The sequence below is a fragment of the Pseudomonas sp. Lb2C2 genome, from assembly GCF_052112205.1.
Taxonomy (GTDB): domain Bacteria; phylum Pseudomonadota; class Gammaproteobacteria; order Pseudomonadales; family Pseudomonadaceae; genus Aquipseudomonas; species Aquipseudomonas kilonensis.
In genome coordinates, this window is record NZ_JAUTYW010000004.1 from 488036 (window position 1) to 507076 (window position 19041).

At 55.3% G+C, this 19041-nt stretch carries 12 protein-coding genes and 1 pseudogene; 9 read left to right on the plus strand and 4 right to left on the minus strand.

The window, feature by feature from the left end:
• Positions 1-503: 503 nt before the first annotated feature.
• Positions 504-3521, minus strand: a complete 3018-nt coding sequence (locus tag Q7F16_RS14195; RefSeq protein WP_409556377.1) for an RNA-directed DNA polymerase — start codon at positions 3519-3521, stop codon at positions 504-506.
• A gap of 176 nt (positions 3522-3697) precedes the next feature.
• On the minus strand, positions 3698-5014 hold the full coding sequence (locus tag Q7F16_RS14200; RefSeq protein ID WP_409557285.1) for a hypothetical protein: 1317 nt from the start codon (positions 5012-5014) through the stop codon (positions 3698-3700).
• A gap of 241 nt (positions 5015-5255) precedes the next feature.
• Here Q7F16_RS14200 and Q7F16_RS14205 point away from each other — a divergent pair, with 241 nt between their 5' ends.
• From Q7F16_RS14205 to Q7F16_RS14220, 4 genes and pseudogenes are all read left to right on the plus strand, one after another.
• On the plus strand, positions 5256-7058 hold the full coding sequence (locus Q7F16_RS14205) for a KAP family P-loop NTPase fold protein (RefSeq protein WP_409557284.1): 1803 nt from the start codon (positions 5256-5258) through the stop codon (positions 7056-7058).
• A gap of 1 nt (position 7059) precedes the next feature.
• The gene (locus tag Q7F16_RS14210) at positions 7060-7815 is read left to right on the plus strand and encodes a hypothetical protein (protein ID WP_409557283.1); all 756 of its coding nucleotides are present in this window, start codon (positions 7060-7062) and stop codon (positions 7813-7815) included.
• The gene (gene qatC, locus Q7F16_RS14215) at positions 7812-9122 is read left to right on the plus strand and encodes a Qat anti-phage system QueC-like protein QatC (RefSeq protein ID WP_412007494.1); all 1311 of its coding nucleotides are present in this window, start codon (positions 7812-7814) and stop codon (positions 9120-9122) included. The genes Q7F16_RS14210 and qatC overlap by 4 nt, the downstream gene beginning before the upstream one ends.
• Positions 9123-9496: 374 nt before the next feature.
• Positions 9497-9616, plus strand: a pseudogene (locus tag Q7F16_RS14220) (IS5/IS1182 family transposase); the annotation flags it as partial.
• A gap of 29 nt (positions 9617-9645) precedes the next feature.
• On the opposite strand, the gene Q7F16_RS14225 reads toward Q7F16_RS14220, so the two are convergent.
• Positions 9646-10338 carry a response regulator gene (locus Q7F16_RS14225; RefSeq protein ID WP_013693775.1) on the minus strand — a complete coding sequence of 231 codons (693 nt, stop codon included), beginning with the start codon at positions 10336-10338 and terminating at the stop codon, positions 9646-9648.
• Positions 10313-13705 carry an ATP-binding protein gene (locus Q7F16_RS14230; RefSeq protein ID WP_409557281.1) on the minus strand — a complete coding sequence of 1131 codons (3393 nt, stop codon included), beginning with the start codon at positions 13703-13705 and terminating at the stop codon, positions 10313-10315. Before Q7F16_RS14230 ends, Q7F16_RS14225 begins: the two co-directional genes overlap by 26 nt.
• A 320-nt stretch (positions 13706-14025) precedes the next feature.
• Between Q7F16_RS14230 and urtA the strand changes: the two genes are divergently transcribed.
• The 5 genes from urtA (at position 14026) to urtE (ending at position 18957) form a co-directional block, all read left to right on the plus strand.
• Positions 14026-15270, plus strand: coding sequence for an urea ABC transporter substrate-binding protein (gene urtA / locus Q7F16_RS14235; RefSeq protein WP_003203587.1), 1245 nt, complete (start codon positions 14026-14028; stop codon positions 15268-15270).
• Between the two features lie 116 nt (positions 15271-15386).
• On the plus strand, positions 15387-16304 hold the full coding sequence (gene urtB, locus Q7F16_RS14240) for an urea ABC transporter permease subunit UrtB (RefSeq protein WP_003203586.1): 918 nt from the start codon (positions 15387-15389) through the stop codon (positions 16302-16304).
• A 10-nt stretch (positions 16305-16314) separates the two neighbouring features.
• Positions 16315-17502, plus strand: a complete 1188-nt coding sequence (gene urtC, locus Q7F16_RS14245) for an urea ABC transporter permease subunit UrtC (RefSeq protein WP_046064625.1) — start codon at positions 16315-16317, stop codon at positions 17500-17502.
• Positions 17499-18257: an urea ABC transporter ATP-binding protein UrtD gene (urtD, locus tag Q7F16_RS14250; protein WP_003203582.1), complete on the plus strand. Its 759-nt coding sequence runs from the start codon at positions 17499-17501 to the stop codon at positions 18255-18257. The genes urtC and urtD overlap by 4 nt, the downstream gene beginning before the upstream one ends.
• A gap of 10 nt (positions 18258-18267) precedes the next feature.
• Positions 18268-18957 carry an urea ABC transporter ATP-binding subunit UrtE gene (gene urtE / locus Q7F16_RS14255; RefSeq protein WP_014337575.1) on the plus strand — a complete coding sequence of 230 codons (690 nt, stop codon included), beginning with the start codon at positions 18268-18270 and terminating at the stop codon, positions 18955-18957.
• The last annotated feature ends 84 nt before the right edge of the window (positions 18958-19041 follow it).

Here is a 19041-nt window from a genome sequence, read left to right on the forward strand (position 1 = left end):
CGCGATGTGCTGTTGAAGGAAGGAGTGTTACGGTTCGTCCGGCTGGCGTGTGGCCGATGTTATGGGCAGCTGCGAAGGTATAGAGGCCTATGGCGTTGGAGTGGTCTATGATCCGTGCACGATGTAACTCCGGGAAGGGCGGCAGGAAAGTTACTCAGTGCCTCGCGAGCTGGATGCGACGGCTCTGGACTCCAAGGCCAATGAAGCGTACAAGTCGATTCATACCTCTGCGGTTGAAAAGCAGGCGTCTGGTCAATCGATAGAAGATGAGCATTTTTTTGCAGATTTGTTCGATGGTTGGCGTCGCAGAGCTATCTGCTGTTCGATAAAGAGGATGGCTATAAATTTTCGGGGGCTGCGGTGACGGAAAAGGGATTGAAGCTTTGCGAAACCTTGTCTAGCAGCTGAGCCTAGCAGACATAAAAAGGCCGCTTCGTTAGCGGCCTTTTACGTTTGGAACTCCTGCGAGTAGCAGACCATTCATAACTGATAATTTATGATGATCACTTCGGTAAGACTTTACGAGTTTTAGAAATTTTAAAACCGTCTGGAACTGGTTTAAATGGACCCGCAGGTGAGCGGTGGCTGCTCTGAAATCGCCGTAATGCCTGAATGTCGATTTCTCCAATGACACAATAATCTGTGATCCCACCTTTGACCTTAAGAACGTCTCGTTTCCAGCTATCCTTGTAAGGAGCGCGGATACGACTATCACCGTATTGCCGGTCGTTGCACTGGATAACATAAGCGTGAATGTCTAACGCGGCAGATTCTACTAACGCATTAAATGTATCTGTGTCCTGATTCCACTCAGGAACAAACAGCGCATCTACCTTTCCTCTAAGCGCACTTCGATAGCCGATATTTGTAAGTTCGCTGCATACCAATAAAGCGAAGCGGAACTCCCCATGTTGAATAATTGGTGGTTTTTTCCAAGGTTTTTCTGGCTTTAATTCCACGCCCGCTATGCGACGCAGTTCCTGTTCTTCATGCAACGCGGGTCGTTGCTTGTCCTGTCGGTAAATCATCGTTGAGGGGAACCCCAGCCCGTCGTGAGAAAGAGCTACCCAAACCTGATTGTGAACCTTCGCATGTTTGGCATGAAGGTATTCGACCCCAGAAATCAAAGAGATACCACGACCGTGTAACTTTCGCGCGATGCGAATGAACCATAGGGCTGGCAACGCCAATTCAGGCAGGATTAGGTAACGACTCTTCTCAGGGTTTGAAATCACGCCGTCTAGCAAGTGATTCAGCCTAGCGTACCTTTTTTGAATGTCAGGGTCAGGCTGCTGCGACACCGATGCTGTCCAACTTTCCAGTCGAGTCTGCCAGCTGGATACGGCAATACGGTAATCTGATGGGGGCGTACCATCGGGAATGTGTAGAACTCCTCGTCGATCCATAAACGGCATTTTGTCGTTTAGCGTGAAACCTCTCAGAGCTAGAACAACTGCGCGTATTTCCTCCTCATGATCCTTGGAGTAGACATTTTTGCTGAGTACGAAAAGCTCGGGGAGGTTGAAAGGTCGTGTGGCGAAAAGAAGACCCCGGGGTAAGCCTTCGAGATTGCTCCATTCTGCGAGGAATGTTGCTCCACGTAATACGCTCTGGGGAAGCATTTGAGCCGATTCATCGTGAATTGCACCTGATCGACGATCAGGGATACCCCGCTGCGCGACCATTTCTTCTGGCAAGCCAATAAAGCGGAATGGCATGTGGGCCAAATCAAAAGAAAAGAGTCTAGCTTGGGCTCGCTGGAAGGCTTTGGTAGACCAAGGCCATTTTACTCCAAGATCGCTTGGTCGATAGTCGGCCATATGTTCTTTCCATTCCCGCTTGCCATTCTTGGAGAGAAAAGGCGGAAATGCGGACATAATGCTTTCAAGTACGGTTTTGAGTAAGTGTCCTTCCCACAACGCAAGAACATTCTCGTCATCGACCGGTCCATCGTCAGGCCACGCCTTCACGCTCACTGAGCAGTTTCGCCTAACCTTCGTACACAATTGGTCAAGCGCTCTGATGATTTTTCGTAGCTCCCGAAAATCCTCACATGCGGTTGCCAGCTGTATCACGCGAGGTAGATAAATCGATAACTCAAAAAATTGTGGCAGCACCAGGACGTGCTGGGTAAATGCGCGAAAGAATGCATGCCGGTGCGCTTTCCAAGTTTCGGGAGGTAAGTCACGTTCATACGCTTCAAAATCACGTAACTTAATAGCAAAACCCGCGCGACGCATTGTTAATGCATCCGTCTTTCGCAAGTTGTCAGCCGTCTCACCGTCGCTTTGTGTTGCTGCCAAAAGATCGGTCCCAACGTGTTCGGCCCAACGAGGTAAGCGTGGCATTGCACGCCATTCGCTTGCGCGTTCGTGAATTTGATGAGCAATAGCGTCTATGAACGTTTTGCCCGTATCGCCATTCAATATAAAGATTTTATTCTTTGCATTGGCAAAACATATCTGACTTTTGTTTTTTCCCGATTTGAAATAGCTAGGCTGAAAAATTATTCTTTTACTCTCTCCCTTACCATCCCAGGCAAGTTTTTCGTCAGAACGTTCGAATAACCAATCCCAAAGTTCATCCGTTGACCGAAAGTGGGCGCCATTTTCCATGACGAGCAAAATATCATCAACATATCGTCCATAGTACAGTGGAATGACTTGCTGTTCGATCACGCGGTCCAGCTCTATCAAAGCCATGTTGGCGACTACAGCAGACGCTGGTAATCCAACCGGCAGACCTTTCTTTAGCGGAGTTGTCGCTGCCCATGCTTCTAGAGCGTTGATGAATAAATGATTTAGTTTCTTCTCGGTTTCTGTTAGCTCAAGTGAGAGCACATCACGGAGAAAGGACGACTCCAGCATGAAGCTAGGTTTAAGTTCGTGGTAAAAAGAACTGACATCAGCCGTGAGTGCGACGACTTTTTTTCCATCATCCAAGGCGGCACGCATTGAGGAAATGCCATTGTCACGCCAGTTTCGAAAAGGTGTCAAATAAGGAACAAATGAGCCTAGTGATAGAGGGTTTATATTTTTGCCATCTTGTGTGCGGCGCAATCGATTTCCGTAGGCACATTTGGAAAGTTTCGCATCATACTGATGTCCTACTTTAAGCAACCATAAAGCAGATAATACATGAAAATCTATGCTGCATTGAGCCATCAAGCGGAATTCCGCATTAGGCTTTGAATATTCCTCAGTTTCCGAAAGCAACTCGCAAGTGCGGTCCCAATCTTCTTCAGGAGAAGAAAAAATTAGGCCAGTACCATTTTTTTCGCGAAATTCCTTGCGGTCTGCCCAAGTAACAGACTTAGTGGCAAAGGTCCACCCACCGATAAACGCTTTCTGCTCAACCCACTTTAGGTTGCTTCCATTGAGCAGAATCAAAAGAGCACTGAGATTTTCGGAAAGGTGTTCCTCGTAGGCTGCTATTGCCAATAAGTCGGGGCTGGACGAATAGAATAAATCCACCTTAGCCTTTCGATAAGCTAATCCTAAATCCTCAAGAACGAAACTCATCTGTCACCTGCTAGGGAAACGTACGGTGGTACTTCGATTTTTTTTATATTCATTTTATCTTCCTTGACTGTACCGATCAGGGGCAGGGGTGGGTGGGCCACTATACCATTGAGCCGCTGCTATCCGGCTACACGTTGCAGCATCGCAGCGCTCGATCGGGTAGGTAACCCCGTGCTTCAAGAAGTCTTGTGTTGGTTTTTGAGAAACCGGTAACTCCAGATTAAAAATCTAGCCACCCATCCCAACAAGCTACCGGTTTTTTTCAACACCTTATAAACAAGTTCTCGAATTCTTTGTTGTTCTTCGGGAGCCCTTCGATCAATATCGATTACACGAGTAGTGGAGTTTGCTATTTTCCCGCCTACAATGATTGAGAACACTATGAAAAATAGCCAGCGATAATGTTTGGAGCGTTGATTTTGAGATACTATGGTAATCGTTTTTTCTTGTTCATACCTGAGTCTGACCAAGGTTGGTACTATGCATTCAGATGCTAAAGCTACAGTTCTCCCAATAATATATTTGTCGACGAGGTTTTCAGGCGGATCGGGAAAGGCGGTGCAATAAGAAGCCGGTACGGTTTGACAGATACCGGATGCTGGGGAGAGTTGGTAAGAGCCAACGCCAAGTTTCGTAGTTGGGCATCTTTGGTTGTTGTAATCATTTATCTCCTGTCTGATTTTAATTATTTCTTTATCCGTTATTTGAGACCAGCTTGGAGCGTAAAGAGTGCGACTGACGTGAGGGCCGAATTCTTTATAGATCTTATGGTGATCACTAGCGTATTCGTTAAGCTGTTGCTGTACACGTGAAGCCCAGCGACAGGATACAGATTCTGAGGATCCGTTCTGCTTGCAGTAATTATCGTACTCGCGTACTTGCGCTAGTAAATACAAGCTCGCATTTCTAGTCGCGGCGCTAGCGTCTGTCAGCTCCTGAGCGTCCTCGGAGGCACCACTATCAGCAACGAAAAATACTCCTGTCAAAATAGCCGTAAGAAACCAAATATGATCGTAATAGTGGCGGAAACGGTCATTCAATTTGAATGCGTCGTATATAATTATAGTTGCGGACCATCCGATTAGTACACCATATAATATTATAGATGCAAATCCAAAGGCGCTTCCCAAATTACCTGTGCCACCCACAGAATATTTGGATGGGGTTAGGCTAAAAGGTGGAAGAAAACCAAGTGTGTTTAGCAGTCCTGGCAATAATAATAGAAGCCCTATTACCATTATGCCTTTTGCTCTGCCGAGAATGTATCCAGCCAAAAGTACCAATGGTAAAGAGCAGAGTGCTAGAAACATAATGGCGACTAATACGGGTACAACTGCTTCACCGGGAGCGAAGCCGCCCACTAGCCCACCATCCGCCGCCTGTTCGATGAACCCGGCAGAGGAAATGCCTAACCCATCTAACGTTTGATGCAGGTTATACGCCGCACCGTGGAAGAACCTCACATAAGGAGATAGAAACTCAAATAACGTCATCAGCTTCGCTCGGAATGTCTATGAAATATATCGCGTACCGACCTAGTCAGCCCTTGAGCTGTGGTGTTACACCGAATGCAGAGCATTGCATCAGAAAATGCAGTGCCAAAATAGTGGCATGGGTGCTATTTTTCGATAATGATACGGATCGTTCAATACTGATCCAGTACGGCCTGCGGCTTTGGATATGGGTCGTTTAAAGCCGTCAGGTGCGCAAATAATGTGAAGCAGGGAGGCTCAAATGTGGGCTGACGTCGATACAAAACAAGATTTTCTGAATTATTCAGAGGTCGCTGATCTGGTCGTCGACGTAATTCGCGACCCGAACATGAGGCCTGTGACGGTCGGTGTCTTTGGTTCTTGGGGCACCGGAAAATCAACTCTGCTGAATTTGATTGAGGAAGGCCTCAACCCCGGCGAGGCCCCAAGTAAATACGTTGTGGTGCGTTTTGATGCATGGCTTTATCAGGGATTTGACGATTCCCGAGCAGCCTTGATGGAAATCATCGCATCGACATTGATTGAAGCTGCGGAAGGAAAACCAGCGGTTATCCCCAAAGCCAAGAAACTGATGGGCCGTGTAAATAAAATGCGTGCACTTGGTCTTCTGGTCGAAGGTGGCGCAATGGCCATGGGGATACCAGCTTTTGGATTTGGCATGAAAGGTGTGCAGGCCTTAGGCGATCTATTCTCGGGCGAGGCGGATGAAGAAACGCTATCGACCCTAAAGGAAGCTGGTGGCAAGGCTAAAGGGCACCTTACTGGTTTGTTGGATGAGGAAAAGCAGCGGACTCCACCGAAGGAAATCGCCGCCTTTAGGTCAGAATTTGCCGACGTTCTCACTGCGTTGGATAAAACGCTGGTCGTATTTGTAGACAACCTCGATCGGTGCCTTCCAAAGCAGACCATCCAAACCCTCGAAGCCCTTCGCTTGTTTTTGTTCATGGGGCAAACGGCATTCGTCGTCGCTGCCGATGAAGACATGGTCAGACATTCGGTGAGCGAGCATTTCAAAGACCCAGATGACCGACACGTAACTGACTATTTGGACAAGCTCATCCAGGTGCCAGTACGTGTTCCTAGGCTCGGGGTACAAGAAGTGAGAGCCTATTTGTTCATGTTGTTCGCGTCCGCCGGCGCAGTGATTTCAGCGGATAAAATCGAAAAGCTACGAGCCGGGCTTGAGGAGAATCTGCGTAAAGCCTGGAAGGAAGAGCCTATCGTCACCGAGGTCGCATTAGGTCTTCTTGGTACAGGTGTTCCAGATCAGATCGCCCAAGGGTTTGCGATTGCTGATCGCATGGCCTCTATGCTCGCGAACTCAACGCTGATCCTTGGAAATCCACGAATCGTTAAGCGGATGTTGAACGTAGTTCGTATGCGCTCTCGTGTTGCCAAGCAAAGAGACATGCCGGTGGATGAGGCTTTGATTGCCAAACTCGCTCTGTTTGAACGGTGCATGGAAGACAAGTCGGTTGCTCACATGTACTCGGTGATCAACGCAGCCGCGGGGGGGAAACCGGAAATACTGGCGACACTCGAAAACCTGCTGGAGGATCCAGATAAATTCAAACTAGCTTGCCCTGAACCGTGGAACGTAAAAGCTGAATTTATCAGAGAGTGGCTGACGCTTGAGCCTTCACTCTCAAACACTGATCTCCGTCCGATTGTCTATTTGAGTCGTGAGACCACGCCATTACGCGTACTGAGAGCGGGCTTATCGGCCGCTGCGACAGAAGCGCTTGCGGTTCTCAAGAGAGCGTCCAACACATCCTCCCCATCTGCCATCGCTGCCATTCTCACAATTCCAACTGGCGAGCATGTGGCTGTTATGGCACAGCTTATTCAGTCAATGCGGTCCCACGTGGATTGGACTACCAGAGCGCCTGGTTTTGATGGCGCATTTATGTTGGCCGAGCGCTCATCCGATGCAGGCTCTTCGTTATCCGATTTCATCCATACGGTCATGCCAGGAAAAATTAAGCCCTGGCTCAGTACCAGGGTGAAAAGCGTCAGCTGGTTTAAGCCTAAAGAGAAGCAATGACATGGGAACGTCGACTTCGAGTAAAGGGCCCGGTGGTAACTCTCCGTTTGTTCCTGAATGGATAGACACAACGGGCCAGGGTGCGATTCCAGAAACTCCTCCGCAGCGGTTCAAAGATTTCCGTAAATCCTTGGGTAAATTCGTCTCCAGCGGAGACGGCGACTACCTTCGCTCTGCTGTACGAAGCTATGCCAGTGGCTCTACAGGTGGTAGCAGTGTCGGCCCCATTCGATTTGGCTCGATGGCTGGTGCTGGCGGCGCACTGTTTGGTGCAATGGCAGCGCTGAGTGACGGCCAGTCACCAAGCGGGCTCGATCTAGCGTCCCTTAACGGGAAAGATACGGACGTTGCGATTGACATAATCGTCCAAGCACTCGTTCCAGAAGATGGCGATTCAGATCGGGTTCGCGTAGCGATGAATGAAGCACTATCGGATTGCCTGGAAGGCTATGATGAATTCGACTTCACGAAGATAAATGATGAAATGCTTGTCCAAATGATGCTCGTGTACGTCACGAAATGTGTTTTTGGGCAGATAGTGCTGGACTCCAATGAGGCCTTCGCTAAAGCATCCTCTCCTGGGCAGGTAGAGCAGGCGGAAAGGGATTTGTTTTCTTTGGTGGAAGCCGTAACAGACAAGCACATGCGCCCCCTTTTAACGGGTAACTTGAAGTCCTTCACGAGTGCCCAAATCGAAAAAATCCAGCTCAGTGCGATTAAAGAAGTTTGGGTCGAGTGGGAGAGCTACGAACAGTGACTGACCTAATTTTTCATCACGAATTTGACCAACTTCCACCATGCTCTCCGAATGTCATACCCGTACTGATGTACGGAAGTCGACCACTGGCGAAGGGGACCTGTTCAATCGGTGGGCCTGTTCGTACCGCTGTTCGACGTCTAGGTGCGCCCGTGAGTCGCGTGGGCTTCGATTTGCTCACTATTGCGATGGCAGTTACGGCGGCAGACACGTTTGTCGATAAAGCCGAGGCGGACGATGGGTGGGCACGACAGCTTCGCTTGGTCATTCCATTAGCCGATCCGGATCTTTGGTATGCAGCTGTTCCTTTGCTTCAAAAAGCGCTTCATTTTTTAAGTGGTGACATCTGGACGATCGAGTTGCTGCCTGACGGCCCTAGACAATCAAAATCGCAAAATCGTGGCCACATCACCGTGCTTGCTGGCCATGATTGTGTGAGCTTGTTCTCCGGAGGCATGGACAGTGGCATTGGTGCGCTTGATCTGTTGGGTAAAGGGCGACGGCCAATTCTGATCAGTCATTCCTACAGAGGGGATTCGGAGAAGCAAATCCTTGTGAGCAGCCAGCTTCCCGTAAAAGTCTCGAGATTTGCTGCCGTGGCGAACCCCACCTCATGGCTTGGTACCACGCTCGATGTGCAGATGCGTACACGCAGTTTCAACTTCCTTGCTTATGGCACGTTAGTCGCTGCTACTTTGGCGCAATTGAGAGTGGCCAGTACACCGGTGGAGTTATTCGTTCCAGAGAACGGTCTCATCGCTCTCAATCCACCGATGACGCCAAGACGCATAGGGGCGCTGAGCACCCGAACGACTCATCCTCATTTTCTTGGGTTGTTCCAGCAGATTCTGGACACCGTTGGTTTGCCAGTCGTTGTCAAAAACCCGTATGCGCTAAAGACAAAAGGGGAAATGCTTCTTGGCTGTTCCGATCAAATCTCGCTCAGCGCTCTGGCCACCGATACTGTCTCCTGTGGGAAATGGAAGAGAACGCATCAGCAGTGTGGCAAATGCGTTCCGTGCATTATCAGACGAGCTTCATTTCACGCCGCAGGTATGAAAGATGGCACGAGTTACAATCCAAAGGGCCAAAACTTGCAGGCCGTTTTCAACGATGAAAAAGCACGGGACGACCTTATGGCGATGGTTCTGTCATCCAGGCGTTTACCCAAAACCAGCGTCTCTAAATGGGTGTCTAACGCAGGTCCGCTGCCGCTGAATCGTAAAGACCGAGATGACCTACTGGGTGTAGCGGAGCGAGGAATGGGAGAGGTGAGTGCTTACTTGGACAGCCTTGGGCTAATTTGAGCAGCGAAGAGTTGCATTACTACCTCGCAAAGAGATCAGGGCATGATCACCATCATGCCATGGTCTGTGAACCCTGCTGATGTACGATCCCCCTACTTTTACCCCCACAAAAACGCTGGCTCTTGATGGACGTTACTGGACTCTCGTAGAGCAGAACACCGCGGGAGCTCAAGTAAATACTAGCTTAGAAAAATCCACAGTAAAATTTTGGAGTCTTTCAAGAAGTATGCAAAAGGAGATGGGGTGCTAGGGGTCGAGTGTTCGAATCACTCCGTCCCGACCATATTTTTCAATGACTCAGGCCAATGTTCACAGCATTGGCCTTTTTCATGTGCGTGACTTTTGCGTGACGTGTGTTTCAAGTCGTGCAACCTTATATCCCCCAATTGCGCGATCATCCTCGCAAACGCTGTCGCTGGCTTTTTGCTGACAAGGGCTTCGATGCTGAAGCCCAGCGGCGCTACTGTGACCATTGCCGGATGCGGCCGGTAATAGATCCAACACTACATCTGGCTATCGCGGCTTACCTTGAAGCACTGTTGCGTGAATCGGTCATGGCCGACAAGGCCACGGAGGTCGCTGCTGTGCGCGTCTCTACACCTAACTTCACATACACATGTTCCAGATGTTTGTTCACGGTGCGTGGGCTCAGATCGAGAATGGTGCCAATGTCGCGGTTGGTCTTGCCGCAGGCCACCCAGCGCAGAACCTCGACTTCCCGACCGGTGAGCTGAAAGCGTGCCGACAGCACCCTGTGCGCCGGCTCGTCGTCCAGGCTCGGCGCGGCTGGCTGTGACGCCGCTCGGGCCGACAGCAGGATGCGCGAGGTGCGCAGGTGCGCGGCGACCCGGGCCAGCACTTCGTCGGTCTGGATCGGCTTGGTCACGTAGTCGCTGCCACCCACTTCAAAGCCCTGGACCACATGCCTGCTTTCCGTCAACGCGGTCATGAACAGCACCGGAATATCGGCGTTGGCCGGGTGCTCCTTGATCCGCCGGCAGGTCTCGAAGCCGTCCAGGCCCGGCATCATCGCATCCAGCAGGATCAGGTCCGGGCGCCGGCGTTCGATGCGGTTCAGGGCGCTGAGCCCGTCGAGGGCCACCAGCACCATGTAGCCAGCATCGTTGAGGGCGTCGGAGAGCATGGCGAGGTTGTCCGGGGTGTCGTCCACAATCAGCACGACACCGGGTTCAGCGACTGTGGTCAGTGCATTCATCTTCTGCCTCCTTGAGGGCGCGGTTGATTTCGTCCAGGCGAAAGTTTTTCAGCAGCTTGCGTAGCGAACTGATGAAAGGGGCGGTGGCTGGCGTCTCGGCCTGGATGGCGTCGAGTTTTTCGTGCAGACCGCGTACGTAGCCGATGGCGCTGAGTTCGCCGAGGGCGATGAGGTCAGGCTGTGAGGGCAATATCCCCGGTTCGGGGAATGTCGCAGGGGCTGGTTTTTCGCGGCGCAGCCAGTGCAGGTCCAGCTGTTTCTGGATCCGTTCGAGCAGCTCCGGGGTGTGTACCGGCTTGGCAAGGTAGTCGTTGCAGGCACTGGCCAGGCTGCGCTCGCGCTCGTCGTTAAAGGCATTGGCCGATATCACGATGATCGGTGCCGTGGACAACGCATTGCGGCGGATCAGCCGACTGGTTTCCCAGCCATCCATCGTCGGCATCGACAGGTCCATGAGGATCAGGTCCGGCCCCAGCAGGGCGACCTGGCGAATCGCTTCCTGGCCGTTGCTGGCCTGGACCACTTCAAAGCCCAGGGGCGTGAGCATGCCGCTGAGGACCTTGCGATGGTCCACATGGTCGTCCACTACCAGCACCAGACGCCGCGGCCCCTGGTAGCCGATGATGTCGTGTTCGACATGGATCACCGCCTGCGGCACCCGTACTTGCGAGAGAAACAGGCGCACCTGGAAACAGGTGCCCTTGTCCTGCTGACTCTTGACCTGCAACTCGCCGCCCATCAGCGAGGTGAGCATGCGGGTAATGGTCAGGCCCAGGCCAACGCCCTTGTCCTGGCGCATCAGATCACCGCGTTCGAAAGGCTGGAAGATTCGCTCGATGTGCTCGGGGTCGATGCCGATACCCGTGTCGATGATGTCGAAGGTTGCCGTCTCGCGCATGTAACTGACCCGCAGGCAGACCTCGCCGCTGTCGGTGAAGTTGACCGCATTGCCCAACAGGTTGATGAGGATCTGCCGGACGCGCTTTTCGTCGCCTCGCACCACCGCCGGCATCTTGCCGATCAACTCCAGGCGAAAGCGCAACCCTTTGTCCCGGGCTTGTGGGGTGAACATCAGCTCCAGATCGTGGATCAGTTCCGGGAAGGGGATTTCCGTCGCTTCCAGGCGCAGTTTGCCGGCCTCGATCTTGGCCACATCGAGCAGGCCGTCGATCAGCGACAGCAGGTGCGAGCCGCTGCGCAGGATGGTCGCCAGGGCATCCTGATGCTGCTCCGGCATGGCCGCGTCGCGCTGCAGGATCTGGGTAAAACCGAGGATGCTGTTCAGCGGCGTACGCAGTTCGTGGGACAGTCCGGTGACGTAGCGACTCTTGGCCGCGTTGGCCGCCTCGGAAGCCTCCTTGGCATCTTGCAGGGCCTGGTCGGTCAAGCGGTGGGCTTCGATTTCCTGCATCAGCAGCTGGGTCTGGCGGTCCGATTCTTCCTGGGCCACGTGGCGGCTTTCCCGCGTCAGAACCACCCACCAGGAGAGGATGGCCGCCAGTACCGAGAGCGTCAGGAAGGCCTTGAAAAATGCCTGGTACAGCGTCGCCTGGGCTTGCGGCGAGTGGGGGAGCCCCTGGGAGGCCTGGCCATAGATCAGCGCCAGAGCGCCGCTGAGCATCAGGATCAGTGCGAGCAGCAGGCCCAAGTAATGCACTAGCCGGGTGTGCAGGCGTGGCACCGTTGCATTGGGCAGCAACCAATGCAACAGCGCTTCGAACTGCGCCGACAGACGCCCGTGGGGTTTGCAGCGATCGCCGCAACGCGCGTCCAGCGAACAGCAAAGTGAGCAGATGGGCGTGCTGTAGGCCGGACAGAAAGCCATGTCGGCGGTTTCGAACGGGTTGCTGCACAGGCCGCAGGTGATCTGCGTGCTCGGTGCCACCGGTTGCAGCAGTAGCGGATCGCTGGTGCGGGCGATGTAATAGCGGCTGCGGGTGACCCAGGCCAGCAGCGGGGTCATCACCAGCGAGGTGCCGAGGGCGACGAAGGGCGGTGCTGCCTGGGCCAGCGCACCAAATAGACCGAAGTGGGCGAGGACCGACAGTAGCGAGGCAATCAGCATGGAGCCGACGCCCACCGGGTTGATGTCGTAGAGGTGAGCGCGCTTGAACTCGATGTGTTTCGGTGACAACCCCAAGGGTTTGTTGATCACCAGGTCGGCGACCACCGAGCCGATCCAGGCGATGGCGATGTTGGCGTAGAGACCGAGCACCTGGTCGATGACGTCGAATACCCCCAGCTCCATCAGCATCAGGGCAATCGCCACATTGAACACCAGCCAAACTACGCGGCCGGGGTGACTGTGGGTGACCCGGGCGAAAAAGTTCGACCAAGCCAGGGAACCGGCGTAGGCGTTGGTCAGGTTGATCTTCATCTGCGAGACGAAGACGAATAGCACCATGGCCGCCAGGGCCCATTCCGGCGAGGCGAACACATAACCGAAGGCCACCAGGTACATCTGGGTCGGTTCCGTAGCGCGCTCGATGGGGATCTCGTGTTGCAGGGCGAGAAACGCCAGGAAGGCGCCAGCGAACATTTTCAGGGCGCCGGGCAGGATCCAGCCGGGGCCGGCGCAGAGTAGGGCGGCCCACCAGCGCTTGCGGTTGGCCGCGGTTTTTTCCGGCAGGAAGCGCAGGTAGTCGACCTGTTCGCCGATCTGCGTCACCAGGGACAGGGCCACGGTACAGGCCGCGCAAAACGCCAGCAGATTGAAGTCGCCGCCGGCATCACGGCCTTGGAAACTGGTCCAGTCGCTGAAGGCCTCGGGGTTTTTCAGCAGCACAAACAGATAGGGCAGCACCAGCAGCACCAGCCACAACGGCTGGGTCCAGAGTTGCAGGCGACTGATCAGGGTCACCCCATAGGCCACCAGGGGGATCACCAGCACAGAGCAGATCACATAGGCAAAGGCCAATGGGATATGGAAGTACAGCTCCAAGGCCAGGGCCATGATCGCTGCTTCCAGGGCGAAGAACAGAAAGGTGAAGCTGGCGTAGATCAGCGAGGTGATGGTCGAGCCGATGTAGCCAAAGCCGGCACCGCGGGTCAACAGGTCCATATCGACGCCGTAGCGGGCGGCGTAGTAGCTGACGGGCAGGCCGGTGAGGAAGATGATCAGGCTCACGGCGAGGATCGCCCAGAAGGTGTTGGTGAAGCCGTAGCTCAGGGCCAGCACCCCGCCAATCGCCTCCAGGGCCAGGAACGACACCGCGCCCAGGGCGGTGTTGGCGATGCGCAGTTCCGACCACTTGCGAAAGGACTTTGGTGTGTAACGCAGGGCGTAGTCTTCCATGGTTTCGTCGGCGACCCAGCTGTTGTAGTCGCGACGGATCTTGGCGATGCGCTGGGTGCCAGGTGGAAGCACGGTGAAAGACTCCTGGGGTCAAGGCGCTCCGTGCCTGGCGGGTGTGCCCGTGGCGGATAGCCGAGCAATTTTCATGCCCTGCACCACGCCGTCTTGCCGCGCCAGCTGGTGCCTGCGCGCGCGTGTGCGCAGTGCCGGTCGGTCGGGACCTGGAGCAATAGCCTGCGCCGCCTTGGTGCATTTTTCCCTACGTCAAATGACGTATGCGCTTACGTCAGGCTGCGTATACCCGTCGTCGATACGCCCCTCCATGCTGATACCACCACCGTTGCTGGCCGCCATAGGGCGTACCACCAGCGTCACCGCAGAGGAGTAGCAGCATGCAACCACCATTGATCCGGACTAAAGGCTTGTTGCCGCGCCGCTTGGCGCTAGGGGCGGCGGCCCTGTCGTTACTGGCTGCCAGTGTGTTCAGCCAGGGTGTATGGGCGGACGAGGCCAACAGCACCGGCCTGGCGGTGACCGCCACTGAAGTCACGGTCGGCCAGTTGCACTCGGCCACCGGCACCATGGCGATTTCCGAAACCGGTTCGATCCAGGCAGAACGCTTGGCCATCGAGCAGATCAACGCTTCAGGCGGCATCCTCGGTCGGCAGATCAAGGTGATCCAGGAAGACGGCGCCTCCGACTGGCCGACCTTCGCCGAGAAGGCCAAGAAGCTCCTGGTCAATGACAAGGTGGCCACGGTGTTCGGCTGCTGGACCTCGGCCTCGCGCAAGGCCGTGCTACCGATTTTCGAGAAAGAGAACGGCCTGCTCTACTACCCGACTTTCTATGAGGGGCTGGAGCAGTCGAAGAACGTGATCTACACCGGCCAGGAAGCCACCCAGCAAATCCTCGCCAGCCTCGACTGGATCGCCAAGACCAAGGGCGCCAAGACCTTCTACCTGGTGGGTTCGGATTACATCTGGCCACGCACTTCGATGAAGATCGCCCGCAAGCACATTGAAAACGTGCTGCACGGTACCGTGGTCGGCGAAGACTACTACCCCTTGGGCAACACCCAGTTCGGTTCGCTGATCAACAAGGTCAAGCTGAAGAAGCCCGACGTGGTGTTCGCCGCCGTGGTGGGTGGCTCCAACGTGGCCTTCTACAAACAACTCAATGCGGCGGGCGTCAATTCGGCCAAGCAGACTTTGCTCACTCTCTCAGTCACCGAAGATGAATTGCTGGGCATCGGCGGCGAGAACATGGCCGGCTTCTATGCCTCGATGAAGTACTTCCAGAGCCTGGACAACCCCAACAACAAAGCCTTCGTCGACGCCTTCAAGGCCAAGTACGGCAAGGATTCGGTGATCGGCGACGTGACCCAGGCCGCGTATCTGGGCCCATGGTTGTGGAAGGCTGCCGTGGAAAAAGCCGGCAGCTTCGATGTCGACAAGGTGGTTGCAGCCTCGCCGGGCATCGAGCTGAAAACCGCGCCTGAAGGCTACGTCAAAGTGCATGAAAACCATCACCTGTGGAGCAAGACCCGCATCGGTGAAGTGCAGCCCGATGGCCAGTTCAAGGTGGTGTACGAGTCTGATCTGATCGAACCGAATCCTTTCCCCAAAGGCTACCAGTAAGGGCTGGCGTCATCCCTGGCAGCCAGCTCCTACGGGCGTTGTGTAGGAGATGGCTGGCTGGGCGATGGGGCCCCTACGGTTTTCCACATCCTCCCTCCAAGCAGGAGTCCATCATCATGGAATGGCTATCGGAATTTGGTGCCATCGCGGCGATGCAGGGGTTCAACGGCTTGTCCGTGTTCTGCGTGCTGCTGTTGATGGCATTGGGGCTGGCGATCATTTTCGGCCAGATGGGGGTCATCAACATGGCCCACGGCGAGTTCCTCACGATCGGCGCCTACACCACCTATGTCTGTTCGAGCCTGACCAGCCATTTCACCCCGTGGTTTCAACCCTATTACTTTTTCATCGCCATCGCCCTGTCGTTTCTGGTGGCCGGGGCCATTGGCTGGCTGGTGGAGTGGGCGATGATCAGTCGGCTCTACAAGCGTCCGCTGGACACGCTACTGGCGACGTGGGGGCTGTCCCTGGTGATGCAACAGACCTTCCGTTCGGTGTTCGGCGCCCGTGAAGTCAGCGCCACGCCGCCGGAATGGCTGATGGGTTCGTTCAACTTCACCGAGTCCATCGAGATCCCGCGCAACGGTCTGTTCATGATGGCCCTGACCCTGCTGCTCACCGGGGCCATTTTTCTCTTGCTCTACCGCTCACGCTGGGGCCTGCAAGTACGGGCTACGGTACAGAACCGGTTGATGAGCCGTGCCGTGGGCATCAATACGCGCAAGGTCGACCGCATGACCTTTGCCCTCGGTTGTGGTGTCGCGGGGGTGGCCGGCGCGGCCTTTACCACCATTGGCTCCACCGGGCCCACCGCGGGCTCGCAGTACATCGTCGACACCTTCCTGGTGGTGGTCTTCGGCGGCGCACAAAGCCTGTTCGGCACTATTGCGTCGGCGTTCGTCATTGCCCAGACCCAATCGATCTCGGAGTTTTTCCTCAGTGGTTCGATGGCCAAGGTACTGACCCTGTCCGGGGTGATCCTGATCCTGATGTTGCGCCCTCAAGGGTTGTTCTCCATCAAAGTGCGCAAGTAGAGGCAAGCCGATGAAGCTTTTAGACAAGATGCTGGCGGGCAAGCGGAACCTGTTGGGCGTTGCCCTGTTGGCGCTGCTGATTTTCGTGGTCTTCCCGCTGACCCTGGATGCTTTTCGCCTGAACATGGTGGGCAAGTACCTGACCTATGCCTTCGTCGCTGTCGGCCTGGTGTTGTGTTGGGGCTATGGCGGCATTCTCAGCCTCGGGCAGGGGGTGTTTTTCGGCGTCGGCGGCTACTGCATGGCGATGTTTCTCAAGCTCGAAGCCTCCGACCCGCAGAGCACCAAAATCCAGTCGACGCCGGGCATTCCGGATTTCATGGATTGGAACCAGATCACCGAACTGCCCTGGCTCTGGGTACCGTTCCACAGTTTCAGCTTCACCCTGTTGGCGGTGATCCTGGTGCCGGTAGTGCTGGCCTTCATCATTGGCATGGCGCTGTTCAAGCGGCGGGTGGGGGATGTTTATTTCTCCATCGTCAGCCAGGCCATCGCGCTGATCCTCACGGTGCTGATCGTTGGCCAGCAGGGCCTGACCGGCGGGGTCAACGGCATCACCGATCTCAAGACGCTGCTCGGCTGGGACCTGCGCAGCGACAGCGCCAAGTTGCTTTTGTACTTCATTAACGCAGCTTTGCTGTTCGGCTGCATTTTCATCGGCCGCTTCGTCCTCGCGTCGAAGCTCGGGCGGCTGCTGATGGCGATGCGCGACAAAGAGGAGCGGGTGCGTTTCTCCGGTTATGACGTGGCCAGTTTCAAGATTTTCGTGTTCTGCATCGCCGCTGCCTTCTCGGCCATTGGCGGCGCCATGTTCGCCTTGCAGGTGGGCTTCATGTCGCCTTCGTTCGTCGGCATCGTGCCGTCCATCGAGATGGTGATCTTTGCCGCTGTCGGCGGGCGCATGTCGCTACTCGGCGCGGTGTATGGGGCCTTGCTGGTGAACTACGGCAAGACCTATTTCTCCGAGTCCTTCCCCGAGCTATGGCTGTACCTGATGGGCGGGCTGTTCATTGCCGTGGTCATGTACTTTCCCAATGGCTTGGCCGGACTCTGGGACAGCCATGGCCGCCAGACCCTTGGCCGTTTATTACGCCGTACTCCGCAGCAAGCCGCCGTTGCCGCGCCCCTGCCGGAGACGCCGCGCACCGCGCCGCCGACCCCGGCTCCTGAACGTCCTTCGCTGGAGACGCAGCCATGACCGCCGTGGGTTTTCAAATGAACAAGCCGGTGCTGGTTATCGAGGGGCTGACGGTGTCCTTCGACGGTTTCAAGGCCGTGGACAACCTCAACCTGTACATCGACCGCAATGAAGTGCGGGTGGTGATCGGGCCCAACGGCGCAGGCAAGACCACGGTGCTCGACCTGATCTGCGGCAAGACCCGCGCCACCAGCGGCAGCATCCAGTTCGATGGAAAGGAACTGACCAAGATGCGCGAGTACAACATCGTCCGTGCCGGCGTCGGGCGCAAGTTCCAGAACCCGTCGATCTACGAAAACCTCACGGTGTTCGAGAACCTGGAGATGTCCTACCCGGCGGGGCGCAAGGTGTTTGGCGCGTTGTTCTTCAAACGCAGTGCCGCAGTGATTGCCCGGGTTGAAGAGGTGGCGCGGGAGATCTTTCTCGGCGAACTGCTGCAGCAGCAGGCCGACCTGCTGTCCCACGGCCAGAAGCAGTGGCTGGAGATCGGCATGCTGCTGATGCAGAACCCTGACCTGTTGATGCTCGATGAACCGGTCGCCGGGATGAGCGTCAACGAGCGCGTACAGACTGCGGAATTGCTCAAGCGCATCAGCCAGGGACGCTCGGTGCTGGTGATCGAACACGACATGGAATTCGTCAAGAGCATCGCCCACAAGGTCACGGTGCTGCATCAGGGCAAGGTCCTGGCCGAGGGCAGCATGGAGTCGGTGCAGAACAACCCGAAAGTCATCGAAGTCTATTTAGGCCATTGAGGAAGCAGGCATGTTCAACGTAGACAAGCTGTCCTGTGGTTACGGCCAGAGCCAGATCCTCCACGACCTCGACCTGGCCGTGGCCAAACGCGAGATTGTCGCCGTGATGGGGCGCAACGGTATGGGCAAGACCACGCTGTTCAAGAGCTTGATGGGCATCCTTCCGCAGTGGCGGGGGCAGGTCAGCGTCGATGGCCAGGAAGTCTCGAACCTGGAAACCCACGAGCGGGTGGAGCACGGCATCGCCTATGTGCCTCAGGGACGGATGATTTTCCCCAGCATGACGGTGTTGGAAAACATTCAGACCGGCCTGCCGGCATCGGCCCGGGGCCAGGTGCCCGAAGACCTTTATGCGTTGTTTCCGGTACTCCACGACATGCGCTCGCGCAAGGGTGGCAACCTTTCGGGTGGGCAACAGCAGCAACTGGCCATTGCCCGGGCGCTGGCGACCAATCCCAAGGTGCTGTTGCTCGATGAACCCACTGAGGGCATCCAGCCGTCGATCATCAAGGACATCGCCCGCACGTTGAAAGAGATCCGCCACCTGCGCGACCTGACCATTGTGGTCTCCGAGCAGGTGCTGTCATTCACCCTGGAAATCGCCGACCGCTTCCTGGTGATCGAGAAGGGTCGCTTCGTGATTGAGGAGACCCGGGACAAGGTCGACGAAGCCACCATCAGTCGCTACCTCTGCGTGTAGGCGCGGCCGGGCGGCGCGATGGTTTATCGGCCCCTTTTGTAGCAGCTGGCAAGCCCGCTCAAAGGGGTACGTCATCCAACGTAT